The sequence below is a fragment of the Pseudomonas sp. OTU5201 genome (assembly GCF_038440135.1).
GTDB lineage: Bacteria > Pseudomonadota > Gammaproteobacteria > Pseudomonadales > Pseudomonadaceae > Metapseudomonas > Metapseudomonas resinovorans.
This window is the reverse complement of sequence record NZ_JASATC010000006.1, coordinates 18,895-39,110: the sequence shown is the minus strand read 5'-3', so window position 1 is coordinate 39,110 and position 20,216 is coordinate 18,895. Positions and strand designations below refer to the sequence as shown.

26 protein-coding genes are annotated in these 20,216 nt (G+C 64.9%); 20 read left to right on the top strand and 6 right to left on the bottom strand.

The genetic code is table 11. The features are described 5' to 3' along the window. The first annotated feature begins 24 nt into the window (after nt 1-24). From AAHM40_RS05480 to AAHM40_RS05450, 7 genes are all read left to right on the top strand, one after another. On the top strand, nt 25-876 hold the full coding sequence (locus AAHM40_RS05480) for an urease accessory protein UreD (RefSeq protein WP_342243764.1): 852 nt from the start codon (nt 25-27) through the stop codon (nt 874-876). Next, nucleotides 876-1,178 (top strand): urease subunit gamma, encoded by a 303-nt coding sequence (gene ureA, locus AAHM40_RS05475; RefSeq protein ID WP_120654298.1) that lies wholly within the window; start codon nt 876-878, stop codon nt 1,176-1,178. The genes AAHM40_RS05480 and ureA overlap by 1 nt, the downstream gene beginning before the upstream one ends. An 8-nt stretch (nt 1,179-1,186) precedes the next feature. Continuing rightward, entirely contained in the window at nt 1,187-1,687 is a 501-nt protein-coding gene (locus AAHM40_RS05470) for a GNAT family N-acetyltransferase (protein ID WP_342243763.1), read from the top strand. Between the two features lie 4 nt (nt 1,688-1,691). Beyond that, nucleotides 1,692-1,997: an urease subunit beta gene (locus tag AAHM40_RS05465; protein ID WP_342243762.1), complete on the top strand. Its 306-nt coding sequence runs from the start codon at nt 1,692-1,694 to the stop codon at nt 1,995-1,997. 82 nt (nt 1,998-2,079) lie between these two features. Further along, entirely contained in the window at nt 2,080-3,780 is a 1,701-nt protein-coding gene (gene ureC / locus AAHM40_RS05460; RefSeq protein ID WP_342243761.1) for an urease subunit alpha, read from the top strand. Between the two features lie 100 nt (nt 3,781-3,880). After that, nucleotides 3,881-4,126 (top strand): type II toxin-antitoxin system Phd/YefM family antitoxin, encoded by a 246-nt coding sequence (locus tag AAHM40_RS05455; RefSeq protein WP_342243760.1) that lies wholly within the window; start codon nt 3,881-3,883, stop codon nt 4,124-4,126. Further along, entirely contained in the window at nt 4,116-4,400 is a 285-nt protein-coding gene (locus AAHM40_RS05450) for a type II toxin-antitoxin system RelE family toxin (protein ID WP_342243759.1), read from the top strand. The genes AAHM40_RS05455 and AAHM40_RS05450 overlap by 11 nt, the downstream gene beginning before the upstream one ends. A 9-nt stretch (nt 4,401-4,409) precedes the next feature. Here AAHM40_RS05450 and AAHM40_RS05445 read toward each other — a convergent pair whose 3' ends face one another. Beyond that, complete coding sequence (locus AAHM40_RS05445) at nt 4,410-4,676, bottom strand: DksA/TraR family C4-type zinc finger protein (RefSeq protein ID WP_342243758.1); 267 nt, start codon at nt 4,674-4,676, stop codon at nt 4,410-4,412. A 97-nt stretch (nt 4,677-4,773) separates the two neighbouring features. After that, nucleotides 4,774-5,640, bottom strand: coding sequence for an isocitrate lyase/PEP mutase family protein (locus tag AAHM40_RS05440; protein WP_342243757.1), 867 nt, complete (start codon nt 5,638-5,640; stop codon nt 4,774-4,776). 193 nt (nt 5,641-5,833) lie between these two features. On the opposite strand from AAHM40_RS05440, the gene AAHM40_RS05435 reads away from it, so the two are divergent. The 6 genes from AAHM40_RS05435 (at nt 5,834) to osmE (AAHM40_RS05410) (ending at nt 9,683) form a co-directional block, all read left to right on the top strand. After that, nucleotides 5,834-6,274, top strand: coding sequence for a YqaA family protein (locus AAHM40_RS05435; protein WP_342243756.1), 441 nt, complete (start codon nt 5,834-5,836; stop codon nt 6,272-6,274). Between the two features lie 142 nt (nt 6,275-6,416). After that, nucleotides 6,417-6,770 carry a DUF6152 family protein gene (locus AAHM40_RS05430; protein WP_342243755.1) on the top strand — a complete coding sequence of 118 codons (354 nt, stop codon included), beginning with the start codon at nt 6,417-6,419 and terminating at the stop codon, nt 6,768-6,770. 7 nt (nt 6,771-6,777) lie between these two features. After that, on the top strand, nt 6,778-7,260 hold the full coding sequence (locus tag AAHM40_RS05425) for a hypothetical protein (protein WP_342243754.1): 483 nt from the start codon (nt 6,778-6,780) through the stop codon (nt 7,258-7,260). A gap of 97 nt (nt 7,261-7,357) precedes the next feature. Continuing rightward, on the top strand, nt 7,358-8,623 hold the full coding sequence (locus AAHM40_RS05420; RefSeq protein ID WP_342243753.1) for an Hsp70 family protein: 1,266 nt from the start codon (nt 7,358-7,360) through the stop codon (nt 8,621-8,623). Nucleotides 8,624-8,751: 128 nt separating this feature from the next. Further along, a complete protein-coding gene (osmE, locus tag AAHM40_RS05415) occupies nt 8,752-9,120 on the top strand; it encodes an osmotically-inducible lipoprotein OsmE (RefSeq protein ID WP_280285055.1) in 369 nt (122 codons plus the stop codon). A gap of 224 nt (nt 9,121-9,344) precedes the next feature. Then, nucleotides 9,345-9,683: an osmotically-inducible lipoprotein OsmE gene (gene osmE, locus AAHM40_RS05410; protein ID WP_342243856.1), complete on the top strand. Its 339-nt coding sequence runs from the start codon at nt 9,345-9,347 to the stop codon at nt 9,681-9,683. Nucleotides 9,684-9,690: 7 nt separating this feature from the next. Here osmE (AAHM40_RS05410) and AAHM40_RS05405 read toward each other — a convergent pair whose 3' ends face one another. Then, on the bottom strand, nt 9,691-11,739 hold the full coding sequence (locus tag AAHM40_RS05405) for an AsmA family protein (RefSeq protein ID WP_342243752.1): 2,049 nt from the start codon (nt 11,737-11,739) through the stop codon (nt 9,691-9,693). A 272-nt stretch (nt 11,740-12,011) separates the two neighbouring features. Between AAHM40_RS05405 and AAHM40_RS05400 the strand changes: the two genes are divergently transcribed. Continuing rightward, nucleotides 12,012-12,344: a hypothetical protein gene (locus tag AAHM40_RS05400; RefSeq protein ID WP_342243751.1), complete on the top strand. Its 333-nt coding sequence runs from the start codon at nt 12,012-12,014 to the stop codon at nt 12,342-12,344. A gap of 367 nt (nt 12,345-12,711) precedes the next feature. Here the strand turns inward: AAHM40_RS05400 and AAHM40_RS05395 are convergent, their stop codons facing one another. Next, nucleotides 12,712-13,773 (bottom strand): fatty acid desaturase family protein, encoded by a 1,062-nt coding sequence (locus AAHM40_RS05395; protein ID WP_342243750.1) that lies wholly within the window; start codon nt 13,771-13,773, stop codon nt 12,712-12,714. Between the two features lie 8 nt (nt 13,774-13,781). Continuing rightward, entirely contained in the window at nt 13,782-14,588 is an 807-nt protein-coding gene (locus AAHM40_RS05390) for a flavin reductase family protein (RefSeq protein ID WP_342243749.1), read from the bottom strand. 140 nt (nt 14,589-14,728) lie between these two features. Here AAHM40_RS05390 and AAHM40_RS05385 point away from each other — a divergent pair, with 140 nt between their 5' ends. From AAHM40_RS05385 to AAHM40_RS05360, 6 genes are all read left to right on the top strand, one after another. Next, the gene (locus tag AAHM40_RS05385; protein ID WP_342243748.1) at nt 14,729-15,364 is read left to right on the top strand and encodes a TetR family transcriptional regulator; all 636 of its coding nucleotides are present in this window, start codon (nt 14,729-14,731) and stop codon (nt 15,362-15,364) included. 170 nt (nt 15,365-15,534) lie between these two features. Then, complete coding sequence (gene ureE, locus AAHM40_RS05380) at nt 15,535-16,035, top strand: urease accessory protein UreE (protein ID WP_342243747.1); 501 nt, start codon at nt 15,535-15,537, stop codon at nt 16,033-16,035. After that, entirely contained in the window at nt 16,032-16,706 is a 675-nt protein-coding gene (locus AAHM40_RS05375) for an urease accessory protein UreF (RefSeq protein ID WP_342243746.1), read from the top strand. The genes ureE and AAHM40_RS05375 overlap by 4 nt, the downstream gene beginning before the upstream one ends. Before the next feature lie 14 nt (nt 16,707-16,720). After that, a complete protein-coding gene (gene ureG / locus AAHM40_RS05370) occupies nt 16,721-17,332 on the top strand; it encodes an urease accessory protein UreG (protein WP_028630692.1) in 612 nt (203 codons plus the stop codon). Between the two features lie 81 nt (nt 17,333-17,413). Then, entirely contained in the window at nt 17,414-17,986 is a 573-nt protein-coding gene (locus AAHM40_RS05365) for a HupE/UreJ family protein (protein WP_342243745.1), read from the top strand. A 267-nt stretch (nt 17,987-18,253) separates the two neighbouring features. Then, nucleotides 18,254-19,168, top strand: a complete 915-nt coding sequence (locus tag AAHM40_RS05360) for a glycerophosphodiester phosphodiesterase (RefSeq protein ID WP_342243744.1) — start codon at nt 18,254-18,256, stop codon at nt 19,166-19,168. Here the strand turns inward: AAHM40_RS05360 and AAHM40_RS05355 are convergent. Continuing rightward, nucleotides 19,146-19,910 (bottom strand): SDR family oxidoreductase, encoded by a 765-nt coding sequence (locus tag AAHM40_RS05355; RefSeq protein ID WP_342243743.1) that lies wholly within the window; start codon nt 19,908-19,910, stop codon nt 19,146-19,148. The genes AAHM40_RS05360 and AAHM40_RS05355 overlap by 23 nt on opposite strands. Between the last annotated feature and the right edge of the window lie 306 nt (nt 19,911-20,216).

Here is a 20,216-nt window from a genome sequence, read left to right as displayed (position 1 = left end):
TAACCCACCCTACAAGAACGATCCATGAACGCATCTGCCGACACCGCCCTCTTCACCCCCAGCTGGCACGCCGAGCTGGAGCTGGCCTATGCGCTCGACGGCGCCACCACACGCCCGGTACAGCGTCGGCACATTGGCCCGCTGCGGGTGCAGAAACACCTGCACGCCGAAGGCCCGCAGGTGTGCCAGCACATCATCGTCCATCCGCCCGGCGGCATTGCCGGCGGTGATCGCCTGGATATCTCCGCCCGCGTCGGTGAAGGTGCCTGGGCGCAGCTCACCAGCCCCGGCGCAGCCAAGTGGTACCGCGCCGCCGGCCCGGCCTTCCAGCGCGTCGAGCTGAGTGTTGAAGCGGGCGCGACCCTGGAGTGGCTGCCCCAGGAAACTATCGTCTTCTCCGGAGCCCAGGCCGAACTCGAGACCCGCATCGAACTGGCCGACGACGCCCGCCTGTTCTACTGGGACATGGTCGCCCTCGGCCGCCCCGCTGCCCGCGAACGTTTCGCCGACGGCCACTTCCAGGCGTATCTGGATATCCTTCGCAACGGCACGCTGATCTGGCACGAACGCCAGCGCATCGAGGGCAACGACGGCTTGCTCGATTCCCCCATCGGTCTCGCCGGCCAACCGGTGTTCGCCACCCTGATCGCCACCGGCGAGATCGACTCCGACCTGCTCGAACGCTGCCGCGAACTGCCCTGTGCCGCCTCTGGCCAGGTGCGGGGCGACCTGACCCAATTGCCCGGCCTGCTGGTGGCCCGCTGCCTCGCTTCCGAGGCGCTGCACGCCCGCGCCTGGCTGATCGACCTCTGGCGCTTGTTGCGCCCTGCCTTGCTCGGCCGCGAGGCCGTGCCTCCTCGCATCTGGAGTACCTGATGGACCTCACCCCAAGAGAGAAAGACAAGCTGCTGATCTTCACCGCTGGCCTGGTGGCCGAACGGCGCCTGGCCCGTGGCCTGAAGCTCAACTACCCGGAAGCCATGGCGTTCATCTCCGCCGCCCTGCTGGAAGGTGCCCGCGACGGCCAGACCGTGGCCGAGCTGATGCACTTCGGCACCACCCTGCTCGCCCGTGACCAAGTGATGGAAGGCGTGCCGGAGATGATCCCGGAAATCCAGATCGAGGCCACCTTCCCCGACGGCACCAAGCTGGTGACCGTGCACCAGCCGATTGCCTGAGGCCCGTTATGTCTTACGTGATTCGCGACGCCGTCGAGGCCGACCTGCCCGGCATCCTCGCTATCTACAACGACGCCGTGGAGCACACCACGGCGATCTGGAACGAAACCCTGGTGGACCTGGCCAACCGCCACGCCTGGCTGGCCGAGCGTACCGCCGCCGGCTTTCCGGTGCTGGTGGCGGTGAACGCTGCGGGCGAAGTGCTGGGCTACGCCAGCTACGGCACCTGGCGCACCATCGAGGGCTTCCGCCATACCGTGGAGCATTCGGTGTACGTGCGCGGCGACCAGCGCGGCCAAGGCCTCGGCCCGGCACTGATGCAGGCGCTGATCGAACGCGCCCGTCAGGCCGGGCTGCACGTGATGGTGGCCGCCATCGAGCGCGAGAACGCCGCCTCCATCCGCCTGCACGAACGCCTCGGCTTCGTCACCACCGGGCAGATGCCCCAGGTGGGCCGCAAGTTCGGTCGCTGGCTCGACCTCACCTTCATGCAACTCATCCTGGAGTGACCTGATGATCCCCGGCGAATACCAGATCCAGGACGGCGAGATCGAACTCAACGCCGGCCGCCGCACCCTGACCCTCTCCGTGGCCAATACCGGCGACCGGCCGATCCAGGTCGGCTCCCACTACCACTTCTTCGAAACCAACGACGCGCTCGCCTTCGACCGTGCCGCCGCGCGCGGCATGCGCCTGAACATCCCGGCCGGCACCGCCGTGCGCTTCGAGCCCGGCCAGAGCCGCGAGGTGGAGCTGGTCGACCTGGCCGGCGCCCGCCGCGTGTTCGGCTTCGCCGGCCGGGTGATGGGCGCGCTGTGACCTAGCTCCCCTCGCCCCTTGGGAGAGGGGCCGGGGGAGAGGGAAGCCGCCCCCCCTCACGGAATCAACGGAAGTACACAAAATGAAAATCAGCAGACAAGCCTATGCCGACATGTTCGGCCCCACCGTCGGCGACAAGGTGCGCCTGGCCGACACTGACCTGTGGATCGAGGTCGAGAAGGACTTCACCACCTACGGCGAAGAAGTGAAGTTCGGCGGCGGCAAGGTCATTCGCGATGGCATGGGCCAGGGCCAGTTGCTGGCAGCGGACGTGGTCGACACCCTGATCACCAACGCGCTGATCATCGACCACTGGGGCATCGTCAAGGCCGACGTCGGCCTCAAGGACGGGCGCATCGCCGCTATCGGCAAAGCAGGCAACCCGGACATCCAGCCCGACGTCACCATTGCCGTTGGCGCCAGCACCGAGGTCATCGCCGGCGAGGGCATGATCCTCACCGCGGGTGGCATCGACACCCACATCCACTTCATCTGCCCGCAACAGATCGAAGAAGCGCTCATGAGCGGCGTCACCACCATGATCGGTGGCGGCACGGGACCTGCCACCGGCACCAACGCCACCACCTGCACCTCCGGACCCTGGCACATGGCGCGCATGCTCCAGGCCGCCGACGCCTTCCCGATGAACATTGGCTTCACCGGCAAGGGCAACGCGTCGCTGCCTGAACCCCTGATCGAACAGGTGAAGGCCGGCGCCATCGGCCTCAAGCTCCACGAGGACTGGGGCACCACCCCGGCGGCCATCGACAATTGCCTGTCAGTCGCCGACCAGTACGACGTGCAGGTGGCCATCCACACCGACACGCTGAACGAATCCGGCTTCGTCGAAACCACCCTCGGCGCGTTCAAGGGCCGCACCATCCACACCTACCACACCGAAGGCGCCGGCGGCGGCCACGCCCCGGACATCATCAAGGCCTGCGGCTTCTCCAACGTGCTGCCCAGTTCGACCAACCCGACCCGGCCGTTCACCCGCAATACCATCGACGAGCACCTGGACATGCTCATGGTCTGCCACCACCTGGACCCGAGCATCGCCGAGGACGTGGCCTTCGCCGAAAGCCGCATCCGCCGCGAAACCATCGCCGCCGAAGACATCCTTCACGACCTCGGTGCCTTCAGCATGATTAGTTCCGATAGCCAGGCCATGGGGCGCGTGGGCGAAGTCATCACCCGCACCTGGCAGACCGCCGACAAGATGAAGAAACAGCGCGGCGCACTGCCCGAGGATGTTCCCGGCAACGACAACTTCCGCGCCAAGCGCTACATCGCCAAGTACACCATCAACCCCGCCATCACCCATGGCATCAGCCATGAAGTGGGCTCGGTGGAAGTGGGCAAGTGGGCGGACCTGGTGCTCTGGCGCCCGGCCTTCTTCGGCGTGAAGCCGACGCTGATCCTCAAGGGTGGCGCCATTGCCGCCAGCCTGATGGGCGACGCCAACGCCTCCATCCCCACCCCGCAACCGGTGCACTACCGGCCGATGTTCGCGAGCTACGCCGGCAGCCGCCATGCCACCAGCATCACCTTTATCAGCCAGGCGGCGTTCGAGGCCGGCGTACCGGCGCAGCTGGGCCTGCAGAAGAAGATCGGCGTGGTGAAGGGCTGCCGCACAGTGAAGAAGCAGGACCTGATCCACAACGACTACACCCCGACCATCGAGGTCGATCCGCAGAACTACCAGGTGAAAGCCGACGGTCTGTTGCTCTGGTGCGAACCGGCGGACGTTTTGCCGTTGGCGCAGCGGTATTTCCTGTTCTGAAATCGGCTATTGGGTTTCGTTGCGCTCAACTCAATCGGCAGCACTTGAGTCAAACCAATAAAAAGACCAGAATTTGGCTCCATATATAGGAGCCAAATTCATGCAAAACGTTCTTGCCGACGTTGCCGTCAGCGTTTCCGAGTTGAAGAAGAATCCGTCTGCCGTGGTGTCCGGAGCCAAAGGTTCCCCAGTCGCGGTTCTCAACCACAACAAAGTCATGGCCTACATGGTTCCGGCTGAAACCTTCGAAGCCTTGATGGAGTATTTGGACGACCAGGCGCTGGCCGAAATCGTCCGCAGCCGCGCCCACGAGAAGGGAGTGAAAGTCAGCCTCGATGACCTATGAACTGGAGTTCCTGCCCTCGGCGCTCAAGGAATGGCGCAAGCTCGGCGACACCGTCCGGGATCAATTCAAGAGAAAGCTGAAAGAGCGTCTGCAACGGCCGCGAGTTCAGGGCGACGCCCTTCACGGGATGCCTGACTGCTTCAAGATCAAACTTCGATCAGCCGGATATCGCCTGGTGTATCGCGTCGAAGAGGGGCGAATCACTGTGGTGGTGATCAGCGTCGGCAAACGCGAACGTGGTTCGGTCTATGAGAGCGCCCGGAACCGAAGCTGAGACCGCCGCTCAACGCAACTGACTATCCTTGCTCCCCCGCCGGTTGTACCCGGTGAAGGCGGCGTTTTCCCTGTCGTGCTCGGTCTGGCAGGCAACACACAGCCGTACGCCGGGAATCGCCTTGCGCCGGGCTTCGGGAATCGGCGCATCGCATTCTTCGCAGTGCGTCAGGCTCTCGCCTTTCGGCAACTGGCTGCGCGCGCGCTGGATGGCATCTTCGATAGTGCTGTCGATCTGTTCCTGGACGGCGCCGTCGCCGGCCCAACCACTGGCCATGCTGACCTCCCGCTTGCTCAAGGCCCAGTGGAAGATTTGGGCTTTCTTCTGGCCTTTTGCAAGGGGGGCGGTCGCAAGGCGACAAGTGGAGGTCGCGCTATTCCTTCACGTCCATGAACTCCTCGGCCCAGATGATGTAGTCCTCGGGCAGGGTGTACTTGTGGGTCAGTTCGGTAGCAGTGAGTTCAAGGCCGGTAGCGATCTGGCGCTGCTCGCGCAGGCAGTCGTAGGTGGCCTTGATGGCGGCGAAGTAGGCGGCATGGCCGTTGACCACGATGCGCACACCAAGACGGGCGAGGCGGTCGTTGTCGCGTAACTTCGGGTTGCCGTAGGTGACCAGCATCAGCGGGATGCTCAGGTGCTCGGCGATCTGCTCCAGGTGTTCGAAGTCGGCCACGCCGACCATGCAGATGCCGTCGGCACCGGCAGCCTGGTAAGCCTTGGTGCGCTTGATCACTTCTTCCACGCCCAACACCCCGGCGTGGGTGCGGGCGATGATGGCGAGGTCCGGATCGACGCGCGCTTCCAGGGCCGCGCGGATCTTGCCCACGCCCTCTTCCACCGAGATCAGGTCAGTGGACTTGCGACCGAACTGGGCCGGCAGCAGGGTGTCTTCGATGGTCAGTGCGGCGATGCCCGCACGTTCCAGCTCGACCACCGTACGCATCACGTTAAGCGCGTTGCCGTAGCCGTGGTCAGCATCGGCGATCACCGGCAGGCGCGAGACGCGGCCAATACGGGTGGCCTGCTCGACGAATTCGCTCAAGGTGATCAGGGCAAAGTCAGGTGCCGCGAGCACCTGCAGGGACGCGACCGAACCGCCGAGGATGCCGACTTCGAAACCGAGGTCAGCGGCGATGCGGGCGGACATGGGGTCGAACACCGAAGCGGTGTGATAACAGGAATCCGAGTCCAGCAGCGCACGAAAGGCCGTGCGCAACTCGTGATGAGAAGCTCTACGCATAAAGGGCACCAAAGATCAGAAGGGGGGTCAGGATGAAGCCGGCTCCGTAACTCTGGAGTCGACGCCCCCGTTTTTCCATTGTCAGACTGCACCCATTCTAACGGATCAGTCTTTCAGTTCGCTTAAGCGCCACCCGACTTGTCCAACACTTCGTCGGCCGCCACACTGACGCCCCCCCTTTCGAGACGTTGCCGTGCTGGCACTTGCGGCCTACCCGGGCCTGTTCCTCTCCGCCTTCGGCGCCGCCACCCTGCTCCCCCTGCAATCGGAAGCCGTGCTGGTCGCGCTGCTGCTGGCCAAGTCCCATCCGGCCTGGGCGCTGGTGGCGGTGGCGACCGTCGGCAATGTGCTGGGCTCGCTGGTGAACTGGTGGCTGGGGCGCTATCTGGAGCACTTCCATGACCGCCGCTGGTTTCCGGTGAAGCCGGGGCAGTTGGCGAAGGCACAAGCCCTCTACCACCGCTATGGACGCTGGTCGCTGCTGCTGGCCTGGGTGCCGCTGATCGGCGATCCGCTGACCCTGGTGGCCGGGGTGATGCGGGAATCCTTCTGGGTGTTCCTGTTGCTGGTGACCCTGGCCAAGGCTGGCCGCTACCTCGCGTTGGCCGCGTTGACGCTGGGCTGGATGGCCTGATCGAAACCCCAAGCCCGGATGAAATCCGGGGAACGCCGGCACGCACCGCAAGGCCGATCATTGTGTTTCCGGATACTGCCTAGGAGGCGGCGAACACGCAGAGCGCCTAGGCTTTGCGGGTCGCTGCCTGGAGGCCAACGCCATGAGAAAACTTGCCCTGCTGCTAGCCTTCTTCGCCCTGGTGCTTGGCGCCACGGCCGCCTTCGCCCATCACGGCTGGAGTTCCTACGACGCCGACAAGCCGCTGACCATCGAGGCCCCCGTCAAGGAACTCTCCTACCGCAACCCCCACGCCCATCTCACCATCGACTACGACGGACGCGAGTGGCACGTGGTGCTGGCACCCATCAGCCGTATGGCGGCACGTGGGTTGCCCGAGGCGGACCTCCTGCCCGGCAGGCGAGTGACCATAGTTGGCTACCCGCGCAAGGACGGCGAGGCGGAAATCCGCGCCGAGCGGGTCATCGTCAACGGACGCACGGTAGAGCTGCGCTGAGGCGCCGATGGAGTTCATCCTGCCTTGGGCGGAACGTCTGGAGGCGTCCAACTTCGGTGCGCTGATGCGCGAATCAACGCTGCTCTACCCGGCGGCCAACCTGCTGCACCTGGCAGGGCTGGTGATGTTGCTGGGGTCGATGATTCTGCTCGACTTGCGTCTGCTCGGATTCGCTCGTGACGTTCCGCTACCGGAAGTCTCTCGTCGCCTCACCCCGATCGCCATCGCCGGACTGCTGCTCCTGCTGTTCACCGGGTTCTGCCTGTTCACCGCCGACGCCGGGCCGCTCACCGGCAATTGGCTGCTGCAGCTCAAGCTGCTGCTGGTGGGGCTGGGGATCGTCAATGCCTTGCTGTTTCGCGCCAGCTGGAGCCAACGCCTGGCTGACTGGGACCTGCGGCCGCCCCCCGCGGGACGACTGCAGGCAGCGCTATCGATCCTGATCTGGTGCGGGGCAATGTCGGCGGGGCGGCTGTTGGCCTATATCTAGTCCATCTTCAGCCAACAGCTCACGGACGAACTGTGCCGGACAACCCCGTGTTGCTCGCGTAAACTGCGCGGCCGTTTTTTGCCGGAACACCCGCGACATGAGCAACGTCCTCCCCGCCCAGGCCCTGGGCATCGACTTCGGAACCTCCAACTCCACCGTTGGCTGGTGGCGCCCGGATGCGGAACCGCTGATCGCCCTGGAGGACGACAAGATCACCCTGCCCTCGGTGGTGTTCTTCAACACCGAGGAGCGCCGTCCGGCCTATGGCCGCCAGGCTCTGAACGAGTATCTGGAGGGCTACGAAGGCCGCCTGATGCGCTCGCTGAAGAGTCTGCTGGGCTCGCCCCTGCTGAAGAGCGAGACCACTGTGCTGGGCAACGCCCTGCCCTTCAAGGACCTGCTGGGCCTGTTCATCGGCCAACTCAAGCAGAGGGCCGAAGCCGCTGCTGGCCGCGAGTTCGAGCAAGTGGTACTGGGCCGTCCGGTGTTCTTCGTGGATGAAGACCCAGAAGCCGACCAGGAGGCCCAGAACACCCTGGTGGCAGTCGCGCAGAAACTCGGCTTCAAGGACGTGTCCTTCCAATACGAACCGATTGCCGCGGCCTTCGACTACGAGCGCGGTATCGAGCGCGAAGAGCTGGTGCTGATCGTCGACATCGGCGGTGGTACCTCGGACTTCTCCCTGGTACGTCTGTCGCCCCGGCGCCGTGAAGTGGCCGAGCGCCAGGACGATATCCTCGCCACTGGCGGCGTGCACATCGGCGGTACCGACTTCGACAAGCAGCTCTCGCTGGCCGGCGTGATGCCGCTGTTCGGCTACGGCAGTCGGATGAAGAGCGACGCGTTGATGCCTACCAGTTACCACCTGAACCTGGCTACCTGGCACACCATCAACGCCGTGTATGCGCAGAAGTCGCAGCTGGCATTGAAGAACATGCGCTACGACATCGTCGACGCCACCGGCATCGACCGCCTGTTCAGCCTGATCGAGCAGCGCGCCGGCCATTGGCTGGCCATGCAGGTGGAAGACAGTAAGATCGAACTGACCGAAGCGAAGAGGCGCCGCATCGATCTGGCGCGCATTGAGCCGGGCCTGGACGTGGAGCTGACCCGCGCGCTGTTCGAGAGCGCCATCGACGACCTGCTGGTGCGCATTCGCGCCAGCGTCGATGGGCTGCTGGTCCAGGCCGGCATCAGCGCCGACCAGGTCGACACCTTGTTCTTCACCGGCGGTTCCAGCGGTATCCCAGCACTGCGCCAGAGCGTTGCCGCCATGCTGCCCAATGCCCGCCAGGTGGAGGGCAACCTGTTCGGCAGCATCGGCAGCGGCCTGGCCATCGAGGCCAAGAAACGTTACGGCTGACCGAACATCGACACACCGTCCCGACGCCAGCCGCCGGGACGCAGCGGCCACTCAGGTCGTTTTTCCAGCTGCCTGCTAGGCTCAATCCCATCGCGGGACAAGCCCGCGCCAGATAGGGAAGATCCGCCATGAGCAAGCAAGCGATCCTGCTGGCCTGCGCCCTGGCCTCCACGGTCGGCTGCGCCAGCAAGATGGAAAACCCCACCGATTACTACACCTACCGTAACCAGCCGCTGGTCAAGCAGGTGGACGAAGGCATGACCGAAACGCAGGTGCGCAACATCGGCGGTCCGCCATCTTCCTCGATCCGCCGCAAGGTCAACCCGGGCATCTGCAACAACTACATCCTCAATCAGGACGGTCACCAGCAGGCCTACCATGTCAGCTTCGACGGCAGTGGCCGGGTCGAGGAGCAAGGCTTCATGACCTGCGAGCAGCGGGAGCAGCTCGAACTCGAGAAGGCCCAGAAGAAGGTCGAGCACGGCGGCGGTTATTGATCCGCCTTATCGAGGCCGCCCAGGCGAATCCCACCAGGTTGCCATCACCGTATCTGGAAGCCTCGCCAGCCGAGGCTTCCAGGCTTCTCCTCGGGCATTTAGCCAGCTACTGGCGCAATGCCGTCCATCGCCTGATCGTCCTCCCGGCGTTCTCGGGCGAACTCTCCCCACTTTCCGGTGTTCCAAGCGCAGTGTTTCAACTGCGTTAACCTTGAGGACCCATGATGTACAAGCAAGCGCTTGTCATGGCTTGTGCCCTGGCATCGATGGCGGGCTGCGCCAGCAAGATCGAAAACCCCACGGACTACATCACTTTCCGCAACCAGCCGCTGGTGAATGAAGTCGAACCCGGCATGAGCCGACAGCAGGTGCTGATCATCGGCGGGCGCCCCTCCTCCATCGTCCAGCGCAGCGTGCATCCGGGCTCCTGCAACAACTACATCCTCAACGAGCAGGGTCACCAGCAGCCCTACCACATCAGCTTCGACAGCACCGGCCGGGTGCGCCACAAGGGCTTCATGACCTGCAGCCAGCGCGAACAGGCCGAACGCGACCAACTCTGACGCGCCCCTAGCGCTTACCCACCTGCTTGAGCAGCGGCGCACAGGCATTGTCCTCGCCTCCGCCCGCCGCTGGCGCCACCAGGGCCAAGAGAGCCGCTGCGGGCGCCACCGCCACCCCCAACGCCAGCATGCCCGCGCCACGGACCATCAAAGGCACCGTCTGCACCCCGGCCTGGGGATGTTTGAAGGTCCCGCGCACGTAGAGCGGCGATCGCAGGGAAAACACCCGCACGCCTTTGGAATCCGGATTGACGCTGAGGTCCAGCCGCTCGTTGCGGAAGTTGGCATTACCGTCGATCCGCACCAGCGCATTCTCGGTATCGACGACGAACAGTCGCGGAGTCATCAGGCCGTCCTTCAGGCCAAGATCCGCCGCCGCGCAGTTGATCTTCACTTCTTCGTCGCCGAACAGCCTGCCCACCAGGTAGTTGCCGACGTTGAGCCCGGCGATCTCCATCAGGTTGCGGCTGATGGTGCCGTCATTGACCAGCATCTGCAGGTTGCCGTTGGCCGTGCCCAGCAATGCCGCCACGGAGTTGCCGGTGCCTGAGACATCCGCCGTGCCGTTCAGCTCGCCCAGGCTGTTGCGCATGGACTGGACGCTGGGAAACAGCGCCTTGAGCTTGAAATGCCGGGCCTTGAGCTGCGCCTTGCCGGTCAATGGCGCGCGCCTGCCGTCGAGTTGGATGGTGGCATCCAGGGTGCCTCCTGCCACGCCGAAACGCAGGGGCTCCAGGCTGAGCTGGCCGTCGTCGAGCAACACATGGGTAGTGAGGTCGGTGACGGGCAGTTTCTCACTGTGCTGGATGCGTTTGCCGGTGAAGGTCACGTCGGCATCCATCGCCCGCCAGCGCTCGGTGCGGAATTCCTCCACCGGCAGCACCTTGTCCGTCGGTTGCCGGGCGGCCACGCCACGGGCCTGCTGCCCGGCTCGAGAGTCGGCACCGATCAGCGGCGCCAGGTCGGCAAAGCGCAGCTGCTCCGACGCCAGGACGCCGGAAAGCCTGGGCCGCGGCTGGCTCGCCACATAGGTGAGGTCGCCGCGGATATCGCTGCCGCCGATCCGGCCGTTGAAGCCCTGGTAATGGAATGTCGCACCGCCGGGCTCCTTCAACCGGGCCACTAGCCGGCCATCGGTGGAATAGGCCGGGGTTTCCGGCAGGGTTACGCCGGTGAGCGGATAGAGCTGCGCCAAGCTCTTGCCGGAAAGCTGTAAACGCAGGTCCAGGGCACCGAGCTCGCGCGGGTCGGTCAGGGTGCCCAGCAGGGTGATGCGGGTGTCACCCGCCTTGATCTCAGCCTGGAGCGGGAACGGCAGGTCGGCATTTTGCAGCGCCAGCAACCCGCCCACCTTGCCTTTGCCGTTGAGCGGCTGGCCTTTGTAGCGGCCCTTGGCCTGCCAGCCGAAGGCGTAGTCCTGGGCGGCGACCGTGGCGGGCCTGGCCCCCTTGGCCGGCATGAGCTCGCTGAAAGGGATGGGCTTGCCGAGGGGATCAACGAGGACATCAAGGCGCGTATGGGTCAGCGCGTCATCCACCTGGACCTGTCCCTTGTCGAAACCGATGGTGCCGATATCGAGGCTCCAGCCGGAGGCCTCGTCCTCTGCCCCCGCGGCTTTGGCCGGCAACTCGAAGCTCCAGTTGTTGCGACCATCGGCCAGTCGTCGAACGCTGGCCCGGGGGCCACCCAGTTCGATACGCGGAATGCTCAGTTGCTGCCAAAGCAGCGGCAGCGGGGCGACTCGAAACTCCACCCGTTCCAGGCTGACGAAATCGCCGCCCTTGGCCCACTCGGGATTGCCCAGGCGCAACTGCTCGGCAACGAAATGCGGCCAGGGCACCAGCGCCCGCCAGCCACCTTCGCCATCTTCGCGCTGCCAGATCACGCTGAGGTCCCCTTCGATGGCGAACACCCGTCCCAGCTCAGCAGACACCCGTTCGTTGAGCGCGGGCTTGATGCGGTTCCAGTCGAACGTGCCAACCAGCACCAGCAAGGCCGCCAACAGCAGCGTCAGAACCAGCAGCACCCTGCCCAGGATGCGAAGACTTCGTGTCATGCCCTTCTCCCCGTTGCCCACGGCAGCCCCTGCCAAGGCTGCGCTTTATCCATGCTTTATCGACCCACAAATGCGCGGAGATGCTCCGCACCATGGCCGGGAGCACATTGCCCGAATCGGGAAAATTGCCGCAAGGCATTGATTATAAAGCGCTCACCGGACCATCAACGACGTTGATGGTCTCTATCTAGAGTGATCACTTCTTAATCAGCGCCCCATCCGTAAGATTGGCTCCGTACCCAGTTTCCAGCCCCCTTGAGGAGCCCACGATCATGAAAACCCAAGCCTTCGCCGCCCTGTTCATCGCCGCCCTGAGCACCTCCGTCTTCGCCCTGCCGTCTGACTCCCAGCCGGTGCTGGGTGAGTCCCGGGAAGCCACCACCCTCCAGGTCATCGAGCCGGTGGCGGCTGAAGGTGGCTTCATGGTGCTGGACCGCGTCGCTGAAGGCGGTTCCGATCGCACCGGTGCCAACCGCGTCGCCGAAGGTGGCTCTGACCGTACTCAGGGCTTCCGCGTAGCCGAAGATGGCTCCGACCGTACCCATGCCTTCCGCGTCGCCGAAGGCGGTTCGGATCGTCTGCTGCAGGCCCAGCGCGTCAGCTGATCCCTGCTCGCCCCCCCTTCAAGCCCGGCGCATGCCGGGCTTTATTGTTTGATATCCGAAGCTGGATGAACCTTCCCCTGTAGGGGCGAATTCATTCGCTATGCCTGCGTTAGCTGTTGCGAGCGACTTACCTTCTGGCCAAGTGCCTTGTAGGAGCTGGCTTGCCAGCGAAACGCCGCCATTCGCTGGCAAGCCAGCTCCTACGGGCAATGCAGCTACCTACAACACGTCATGCAGACATAGCCAATTCATTCGCCAAGGCCGCACAGCGGCCCAACGACGCAATGCCCCACCTCGCACTGTTGGGCTTCGTTCCTCTGCGAAACACCGCCCGGCCCAACCTACAAGGGCGCATTCATTCGCGACATCACGCCAGCCGGTACGTCCAGATCCGCCGCACGACACTGCCGAACTGCACCGACAGACGCCCACTGTTGTAGACCTGTCCATAACGCCCCGCGATTTCACGCACTGCCTTGGCCATCTCGGCATAGCGCCGCGCCGGTAGGTCGGGAAACAGGTGGTGTTCGATCTGGTGGCTGAGGTTACCGGTCAGGATATGGAACAGCGGCCCACCCTCCAGGTTGCTGGAGCCACGCAGCTGACGCAGGTACCAGTGACCGCGGCTTTCCCCTTCCACCACGCTGGGCGGGAACAGCACCGCACGCTCGGTGAAGTGGCCGCAGAAGATCACGGTGAAGGTCCAGAGGTTGCGGAGCAGGTTGGCCAGCAGATTCCCTGCCAGCACCGCAGTAACGCTGCTGCCCACCAGCAGGGCCAGGAGGGGAAAGGCCAGATAGTCCTTGACCGACTGGCGCAGCACCTTGGCCTTGAACTGGCGCAACCGCGGGCGTAGTTCATCCAAACTCATGCGCCCCTTGAAGTACTGGTCCAGGCGCAGGTGTTGTACCGCCACCGAATACTGGAAGAGCAGCGCCTGCAGCGTTACCCACAGCGGTTGCCAGCGGTAGAAGGGTTTCCAGCGTTGCTCGGGGAACAGCCGCACCACGCCGTAGCCGACGTCGTCGTCCATGCCCAGCACGTTGGTGTAGCTGTGGTGGATATGGTTGTGGGTATGCCGCCAGAAATCCGAGGGGCCGGCAATGTCCCACTCGTACGTGATGCCACGCAGTTCCGGGTCGTTCATCCAGTCGTACTGGCCGTGCATGACGTTGTGGCCCAGTTCCATGTTTTCGAGGACCTTGCCCAGCCCGAGCAGGGCCACGCCCAACAGCCAGGTGGGTGGGAACCAGCCGAGCAGCAGCAAGGCGCGGCCGCTCCAGCAGCAGAAGCGCACCGTTGCACGAATGCGGCGGATATAGCGGGCATCAGGCTCTCCCAGGTCATCCAGGGTGCGCTGGCGCAGGGCGTCCAGTTCTGCGCCGAAGGCATCGAGTTCGGATGGGGTGAGTTCGCGGTCGTTTCGCATCTCGAGTCCTAGAGTTCCAGTTCCACATCGCCCACCGGCGCGCTGATGCACAGACGGATCGGCAGCCCCGGCCCGTGGGTCAGGGCACCGGTGCGCAAGTCGCGAACACTGCCGGCCAGCAGTTGGCAGGTACAGACGGCGCAGATGCCCTGGCGGCAGCCATGGGCCGGACGCAAACCATGGCCTTCGGCCTGTTCCAGCAGATTCGCAGCGCTGTTGCCCGGCAGCTCTTGATGGGAGCGGGCAAAGCGCAAGCGGACCGCCTCGCCTGTCTCAACGGACGGAGCCGGTGGCGTGAAGGCCTCCACCTGCAAGCGGCCTTCGCGGGGTGCTGCCTGCCACCAGTCATGCACGTCAGCTACGAAACCGTGAGGCCCGCAGGCCAACGCGCTATGGGCCGGGTCCAGCTCCAGCACGGCCCCCACTTCCAGCCGGTCCAGCAGCCAGTTGGACAGGCGTCCGCCGGCCTGGCGCTTCACCGCCAGTTCGATGCGCCCATCGGGCTGTACCGCCACCAGGCTGTAGCTGCGGCCGTGCCGCACCCCATCCAGCTCCAGATACAGGCGAACATGCTGGCCCGGCCGCCAGTCGAGCGCATTGCCGTTGGTGCGCAGGCCGAAGACGAGCATGTCGTCGGCCACCCAGCGGCGGGCTTCGACCCGTGCGAACACCCGGTTCAGGCGCAGCACTGGGTGCACATGGCGCAGCAGGCAGTCCAGTTCGGCTTCCTGCAGCCAGCCAAGGGCGGCCAAGGCACGCAGAGGCCTCAGTGCTGGACTGGCACGGCGCGCCAGGGAAAGGGGGATGAGGGGCATGGAATGGCTCTAGTGAACAGTTGTGCACTAGGCTGCACGAATTTCCAAATTACAGTCAACACTTGTTCACTGAAGCGAGTTCGACGCCCGCAAAGTGCTTTTGCTAGAGTGCGCCGCACATTCGCCAACGGCCGCGCCCCATGACCCAACGCTCGGAACAGAAGCAGCAGACCCGCCACGCCCTGATGGACGCCGCGCGCATCCTGATGGACAGCGGCCGCGGCTTCGGCAGCCTGAGCCTGCGGGAGGTGGCACGCAACGCCGGTATCGTCCCCACCGGCTTCTACCGCCACTTCAACGATATGGACGAGCTGGGCCTGGCCCTGGTCGAGGAAGTCGGCGAGACCTTCCGCGCCACCATCCGCGTGGTGCGCCACAACGAATTCGAGCTGGGCGGCATCATCGAGGCCTCTGTGCGCATCTTTCTCGACGCAGTGCTCGCCAACCGCGGCCAGTTCCTCTTCCTCGCCCGCGAGCAGTACGGCGGCTCCCAGCCCGTGCGCCAGGCCATCGGCGCATTGCGCCAGCGCATCACCGACGACCTGGCCGCCGACCTCAAGCTGATCAACCGCATGCCACATCTGGATGACGATTGCCTCGACCTGGTGGCCGACCTGGTCGTGAAGACGGTATTCGCCACCCTCCCCGAGCTCATCGACCCGCCAGCCGACAACCTGCCGCCGCATCTGCTGCCCGCCGCCAAGATCACCCAACAGCTGCGCTTCATCATGATCGGCGGCAAGCACTGGCTGGGACCGGGCAAACCCAAAAGCTGACCGCCCCGACAACACCCGCGCACCGCATCGGTGCGAGGCGCACCATATCGGACCGCCACCGCGCCCCACAGACAGGCACACCCCCGCGAAAGCCCCCATGAACAGGCGCCCTGCCATCTTGGCAAGGGCCTTGCTCAGCACCCGGCATTGCACACTGCCGGATTAACCCGATGCTGGTCATCCAAGAACGAATTGAAGCCCAACCCAGCTGGGACGAAGAGCTGCTGCTGACCTATGAAGCGCGCAGCAAGAGCCGCCTACGCTGCTTCACGGTAAAGGGCGAAGACGTCGGCCTGTTCCTCGAACGTGGCCAGCCGCCGCTGCGCGACGGCGATTGCCTGCGCAGTCAGGACGGTCGTGTGGTGCGCATCAGCGCCCGTCCCGAAGCCCTGCTCCACGTCACCTGCGCCAGCGCCTTCGAGTTGACCCGCGCCGCCTACCACCTCGGCAACCGCCACGTCGCGCTGCAGATCGGCGATGGTTGGCTGCGTCTGCTGGACGACTACGTGCTCAAGGCAATGCTCCAACAACTGGGCGCCACGGTGGAAAACATCGAAGCCGGCTTCCAGCCCGAGCACGGTGCCTACGGTGGTGGCCATCACCATTCCCATCAGCTCGAAGCCGACTTCAGCTACGCGCCGCGCCTGCATCAGTTCGGTGTGCGCAAGTGAACAAGGCGTGGCAGCTGCTTCGGCTCGCCAGCCCTCAACTACCCATTGGCGGTTACAGCTACTCGCAAGGACTGGAGCTGGCCGTGGACAGCGGACACGTGCATGACGCGGACAGCGCAGCATGCTGGATCACCGACCAACTGCTGCTCAACCTGGCGCGCTTCGAGGCGCCCCTGCTGCTGGCCCATTGCGAGGCAGCCGCACGCGAGGACTGGTGCGAGCTGAAAGCCCTCGCCGAGCGACACCGCGCCAGCCGCGAAACCCGCGAGCTGCAGCTGGAAAGCCGGCAGATGGGCTACTCCCTGCGCCAGTTGCTGAATGACCTGCCCGAGCAGGACGACGCCGCACGCGCCCTCTTTGCCGAACTGGATGAACCCGGCTTGGCCGTGGCCTGGGCCCTGGCCGCACGCGCCTGGTCCATCGACCCGCAGGACGCACTCGCCGCCTGGCTCTGGGGCTGGCTGGAGAACCAGCTGGCGGTGCTGATGAAAACCCTTCCGCTGGGCCAGCAAGCCGCCCAGCGCCTGACCTCCGCCCTGCTGCCCTGCCTGGAGCAGGCCCAGCGCGCGGCCAGTGAAATACCCCCGGCGCGTTGGGGCAGTGCCGCCTTCGGCCTGGCCCTGGCGAGCATGGCGCACGAGCGCCAATACAGCCGTCTGTTCCGTTCCTAGGAGATGCACAGCATATGAACAGCCAACCCCTGCGCGTCGGCATCGGCGGCCCGGTCGGTTCCGGCAAGACCGCCCTGACCCTGGCCCTTTGCCGCGCCCTGCGCGACCGCTACAACCTGGCGGTGGTGACCAACGATATCTACACCCAGGAAGATGCCCAGTTCCTGGTGCGCAACGAGGCTCTGGATCCTGAGCGCATCATCGGTGTCGAGACCGGCGGCTGCCCGCACACGGCCATCCGCGAGGACGCCTCGATCAACCTGGAAGCCGTGGAGCAGCTCAACCGCCGCTTCCCCGGTCTGGACCTGATCCTGGTGGAATCCGGCGGCGACAACCTGTCCGCCACCTTCAGCCCGGAACTCTCCGACCTGACCATTTATGTGATCGACGTCTCCGCCGGCGACAAGCTGCCGCGCAAGGGCGGCCCCGGCATCTGCAAGTCGGACCTGCTGGTGATCAACAAGGTGGACCTCGCCCCCATGGTCGGCGCCTCGCTGGAGGTCATGGACCGTGACGCCCGCAAGATGCGCGGCGAACGCCCCTTCGTCTTCAGCAACCAGAAGGTTGGCCAGGGTCTCGACGAGATCATCGCCTTCATCGAGAAACAAGGCCTGCTCACCCATTAACTCCCCTCTCCCACTGGGAGAAGGGCCGGGAGTGAGGGAGGTAATCCCCCACTCCCGTTCTCATGTGAAAGGAGCTTCACCATGAACCTGCGCAAGTCGCTTTTCGCCGTCGCCCTGTTCCTCACCCCGGCCATGGCGTTCGCCCATGCCGGCCACGACCATTCCGGCCTGATGGCGGGTGTTGCCCACCCGGTCACCGGCCTCGATCACCTCTTGTCCATGCTCGCGGTCGGCCTCTGGGCGGCGCAGCAGCAGGGCAAGGCGTGCTGGGCGCTGCCCCTGGCGTTCGTCGGCACCATGCTGCTGGGCGGCCTTGCCGGCTTTGCCGGTGTGGAGATGCCGCTGATGGAAACCGGCATTGCCGGCTCGGTGCTCGCCCTGGGCGTGCTGGTAGCCGTGGCGGTGCGTCCGCCGCTGTGGCTGTCCATGGGCCTGACCGCCCTGTTCGCCCTGGCCCATGGCGTTGCCCACGGCCTGGAACTGCCGGACCTGGCCAGCCCCTGGGGCTACGCTGCCGGCTTCATCGCCGCCACCGCCACCCTGCATGCCGCCGGTTACGGCCTGGTGCGAGTCCTGCCGCAAGCTGCCGCGCCGCTGGTGCGCATTGCCGGTGGCGTTTCCGCTGGCGCCGGGGTGTGGTTGCTGGCGAGCTGAATTTCTCGCATGAGCGTTCGCCTCAATGTAGAGGCGAATTCATTCGCCAAGGGCGGCGCAGTTGCCCCCTGATATCTCTCAGGGCAGACCTTCGGCCTGCTTGGCGAATAAATTCGCCGCTACAGGTTTCCGCCCCCTACAGATTTCCTCTCAAGACCGACACACATCCCATCCCGATCACCTCCCTCTCGCTCCGCCGTCATCTCTTTGTCATAGTCCCCGCGTTTGATTCGGCACGCCCGTCCACGTCTTACGGATAAGAACAACATGAAGCGCCTCGCCCGATTCTTTCTCGCTCCGCTGTTTCTCATCGTCGTCGCCCTGCTGGCGCTGGCCCTGACCAGCCGCCCGGCGGAACGTCCCGCGGTGCTCGCCGGCTTTGGCGACCAACCCCTGGTGATCGCCCATCGCGGCGGTCGCGGCCTCTGGCCGGAAAATACCCTGTTCGCCTTCGAGCGCGCCGCCGCCCTCAAGGTGGACATGCTGGAAATGGATCTGCGCCGCACCCGCGACGGCGAGCTGGTGGTGTTGCACGACGCGCACGTGGATCGCACCACCAATGGCGACGGCAAGGTGGCGGAGCTTTCGCTCGCCGACGTGCAGGCCCTGGACGCCGGCTACCGCTGGAGCGCCGATGGTGGCGAGAGCCATCCCTATCGCGGTCAGGGCATCCGTATCCCGACTTTCGCCGAGGTGCTGGAGCGCTTTCCGGAGCACCCCAAGGTCGTGGAGATCAAGGTGCCGGATATCGGCATGGAAGAGCAGCTCTGCGCCCTGTTGGACAAGCACGAACAGCGCGAGCAGGTGCTGGTGGGGAGTTTCTACGAGCGCAGCCTGAGCCGCTTCCGCGAAGTCTGCCCCGGCGTCGCCACCTCCGCCGGACCGACCTCGGTGCGCCTGCTGGTGGCGCTGAACTGGATCGGCCTGGGCAGCCTGGTCAGCCCGTCCTACCAGGCCCTGCAGATTCCTGAACGCAGCGGCGGCTTGCAGGTAGCCAGTGATCGCCTGATGCGAACCGCACTGCAACGCGGGCTGGCTGTGCAGATGTGGACCATCAACGAGCAACCGGCCATGCGCCACCTGCTGGACATGGGGGCGAATGGCCTGATCACCGATTACCCGGATCGCGCCCTGCAGTTGCTAGGGCGCTCCACGCGCATCACTTCGCTGAGCGATCAATAGCGAAGCCGGCCCAGGTCTGGCTCACCGGCATCAGCTCGAGGGTGTTGATGTTGATGTGAGCCGGCTGGTTCATGATCCAGAAGATGGTTTCGGCGATGTCGCCCGGCTGGATGGCTTCGGCACCGGCGTAGGTCGCATCGTACTTGGCCTGGTCGCCGCCGAAGCGCACCAGGGAGAACTCGCTCTCGCACAGGCCCGGTTCAATGTTGGAGACGCGCACGCCCGTGCCCACCAGGTCATTGCGCAGGCTCAGCGAGAACTGGGCGACGAAGGCCTTGGTGGCGCCATACACGTGGCTCCCCGGATAGGGCCAGTTGCCCGCTACCGAACCCAGGTTGACGATGCTCGCGCCACGGCCGTGGGCGATCAGGCGCGGCAGCAGCAGGCGGGTGCTGTACATCAGGCCCTTGATGTTGGTATCGACCATGGTGTCCCAGTCATCCAGGTCGCACTTGGGCGCCGGGTCGGCCCCCAGGGCCAGGCCGGCGTTATTGATCAGGCCACGAATCTTTTCGTACTTCGCCGGCAAGCCGGCGATGGCCGCTTCCATGGCCTTGCGATCACGCACGTCGAGTTCCAAGGTGTGCACGTCGGTCAGGGCCGAGAGTTCATCCTTCAGCGCCTGCAGGCGCGCGGCGCGGCGGCCGGTCAGCACCAGCGACCAGCCGGCATGGGCAAAGCGCCGGGCGCAGGCCTCGCCGAACCCCGAGGTGGCGCCGGTGATGAAAACGGTGGAAGTCATGCTGTTCTCCTTGCTCTGGGGCACGGGCCCGTTGCGAATAAACCGGCATAGGTTACGCGATCCACAGGGCCGCGCTCCTGGCGAAAAATTCATCATGACCATGAACGGCGCGTCAGCATTGGCTTGCCGCATGTATTCCCAAGCTTATCCACAGATTTTCACACAGGAGACGGGGACAACTCGGCAAGGATGGTGCTGCGGTGGATGAGTGCTGCAAGCCACGGTTTTTAAGGGGAAAACAGTCATTGAGCAGAATCTGAGCAACTGCGTAACCGGTAAGTAAATCGCTACCTGGAGAGAAGTGTC

What these genes read in the sequence shown, in the direction of transcription:
- AAHM40_RS05385 (WP_342243748.1), top strand. Translation starts at nt 14,729, where the DNA reads ATGACCCAACGCTCGGAACAGAAGCAGCAGACCCGCCACGCCCTGATG.
- ureG (WP_028630692.1), top strand. Translation starts at nt 16,721, where the DNA reads ATGAACAGCCAACCCCTGCGCGTCGGCATCGGCGGCCCGGTCGGTTCC.
- AAHM40_RS05425 (WP_342243754.1), top strand. Translation starts at nt 6,778, where the DNA reads ATGGAGTTCATCCTGCCTTGGGCGGAACGTCTGGAGGCGTCCAACTTC.
- AAHM40_RS05355 (WP_342243743.1), bottom strand. Translation starts at nt 19,910, where the DNA reads ATGACTTCCACCGTTTTCATCACCGGCGCCACCTCGGGGTTCGGCGAG.
- osmE (WP_342243856.1), top strand. Translation starts at nt 9,345, where the DNA reads ATGTACAAGCAAGCGCTTGTCATGGCTTGTGCCCTGGCATCGATGGCG.
- AAHM40_RS05365 (WP_342243745.1), top strand. Translation starts at nt 17,414, where the DNA reads ATGAACCTGCGCAAGTCGCTTTTCGCCGTCGCCCTGTTCCTCACCCCG.
- AAHM40_RS05420 (WP_342243753.1), top strand. Translation starts at nt 7,358, where the DNA reads ATGAGCAACGTCCTCCCCGCCCAGGCCCTGGGCATCGACTTCGGAACC.
- AAHM40_RS05450 (WP_342243759.1), top strand. Translation starts at nt 4,116, where the DNA reads ATGACCTATGAACTGGAGTTCCTGCCCTCGGCGCTCAAGGAATGGCGC.
- AAHM40_RS05390 (WP_342243749.1), bottom strand. Translation starts at nt 14,588, where the DNA reads ATGCCCCTCATCCCCCTTTCCCTGGCGCGCCGTGCCAGTCCAGCACTG.
- AAHM40_RS05480 (WP_342243764.1), top strand. Translation starts at nt 25, where the DNA reads ATGAACGCATCTGCCGACACCGCCCTCTTCACCCCCAGCTGGCACGCC.
- ureC (WP_342243761.1), top strand. Translation starts at nt 2,080, where the DNA reads ATGAAAATCAGCAGACAAGCCTATGCCGACATGTTCGGCCCCACCGTC.
- AAHM40_RS05430 (WP_342243755.1), top strand. Translation starts at nt 6,417, where the DNA reads ATGAGAAAACTTGCCCTGCTGCTAGCCTTCTTCGCCCTGGTGCTTGGC.
- AAHM40_RS05455 (WP_342243760.1), top strand. Translation starts at nt 3,881, where the DNA reads ATGCAAAACGTTCTTGCCGACGTTGCCGTCAGCGTTTCCGAGTTGAAG.
- AAHM40_RS05400 (WP_342243751.1), top strand. Translation starts at nt 12,012, where the DNA reads ATGAAAACCCAAGCCTTCGCCGCCCTGTTCATCGCCGCCCTGAGCACC.
- AAHM40_RS05470 (WP_342243763.1), top strand. Translation starts at nt 1,187, where the DNA reads ATGTCTTACGTGATTCGCGACGCCGTCGAGGCCGACCTGCCCGGCATC.
- AAHM40_RS05445 (WP_342243758.1), bottom strand. Translation starts at nt 4,676, where the DNA reads ATGGCCAGTGGTTGGGCCGGCGACGGCGCCGTCCAGGAACAGATCGAC.
- AAHM40_RS05360 (WP_342243744.1), top strand. Translation starts at nt 18,254, where the DNA reads ATGAAGCGCCTCGCCCGATTCTTTCTCGCTCCGCTGTTTCTCATCGTC.
- ureA (WP_120654298.1), top strand. Translation starts at nt 876, where the DNA reads ATGGACCTCACCCCAAGAGAGAAAGACAAGCTGCTGATCTTCACCGCT.
- AAHM40_RS05440 (WP_342243757.1), bottom strand. Translation starts at nt 5,640, where the DNA reads ATGCGTAGAGCTTCTCATCACGAGTTGCGCACGGCCTTTCGTGCGCTG.
- AAHM40_RS05465 (WP_342243762.1), top strand. Translation starts at nt 1,692, where the DNA reads ATGATCCCCGGCGAATACCAGATCCAGGACGGCGAGATCGAACTCAAC.
- ureE (WP_342243747.1), top strand. Translation starts at nt 15,535, where the DNA reads ATGCTGGTCATCCAAGAACGAATTGAAGCCCAACCCAGCTGGGACGAA.
- osmE (WP_280285055.1), top strand. Translation starts at nt 8,752, where the DNA reads ATGAGCAAGCAAGCGATCCTGCTGGCCTGCGCCCTGGCCTCCACGGTC.
- AAHM40_RS05405 (WP_342243752.1), bottom strand. Translation starts at nt 11,739, where the DNA reads ATGACACGAAGTCTTCGCATCCTGGGCAGGGTGCTGCTGGTTCTGACG.
- AAHM40_RS05395 (WP_342243750.1), bottom strand. Translation starts at nt 13,773, where the DNA reads ATGCGAAACGACCGCGAACTCACCCCATCCGAACTCGATGCCTTCGGC.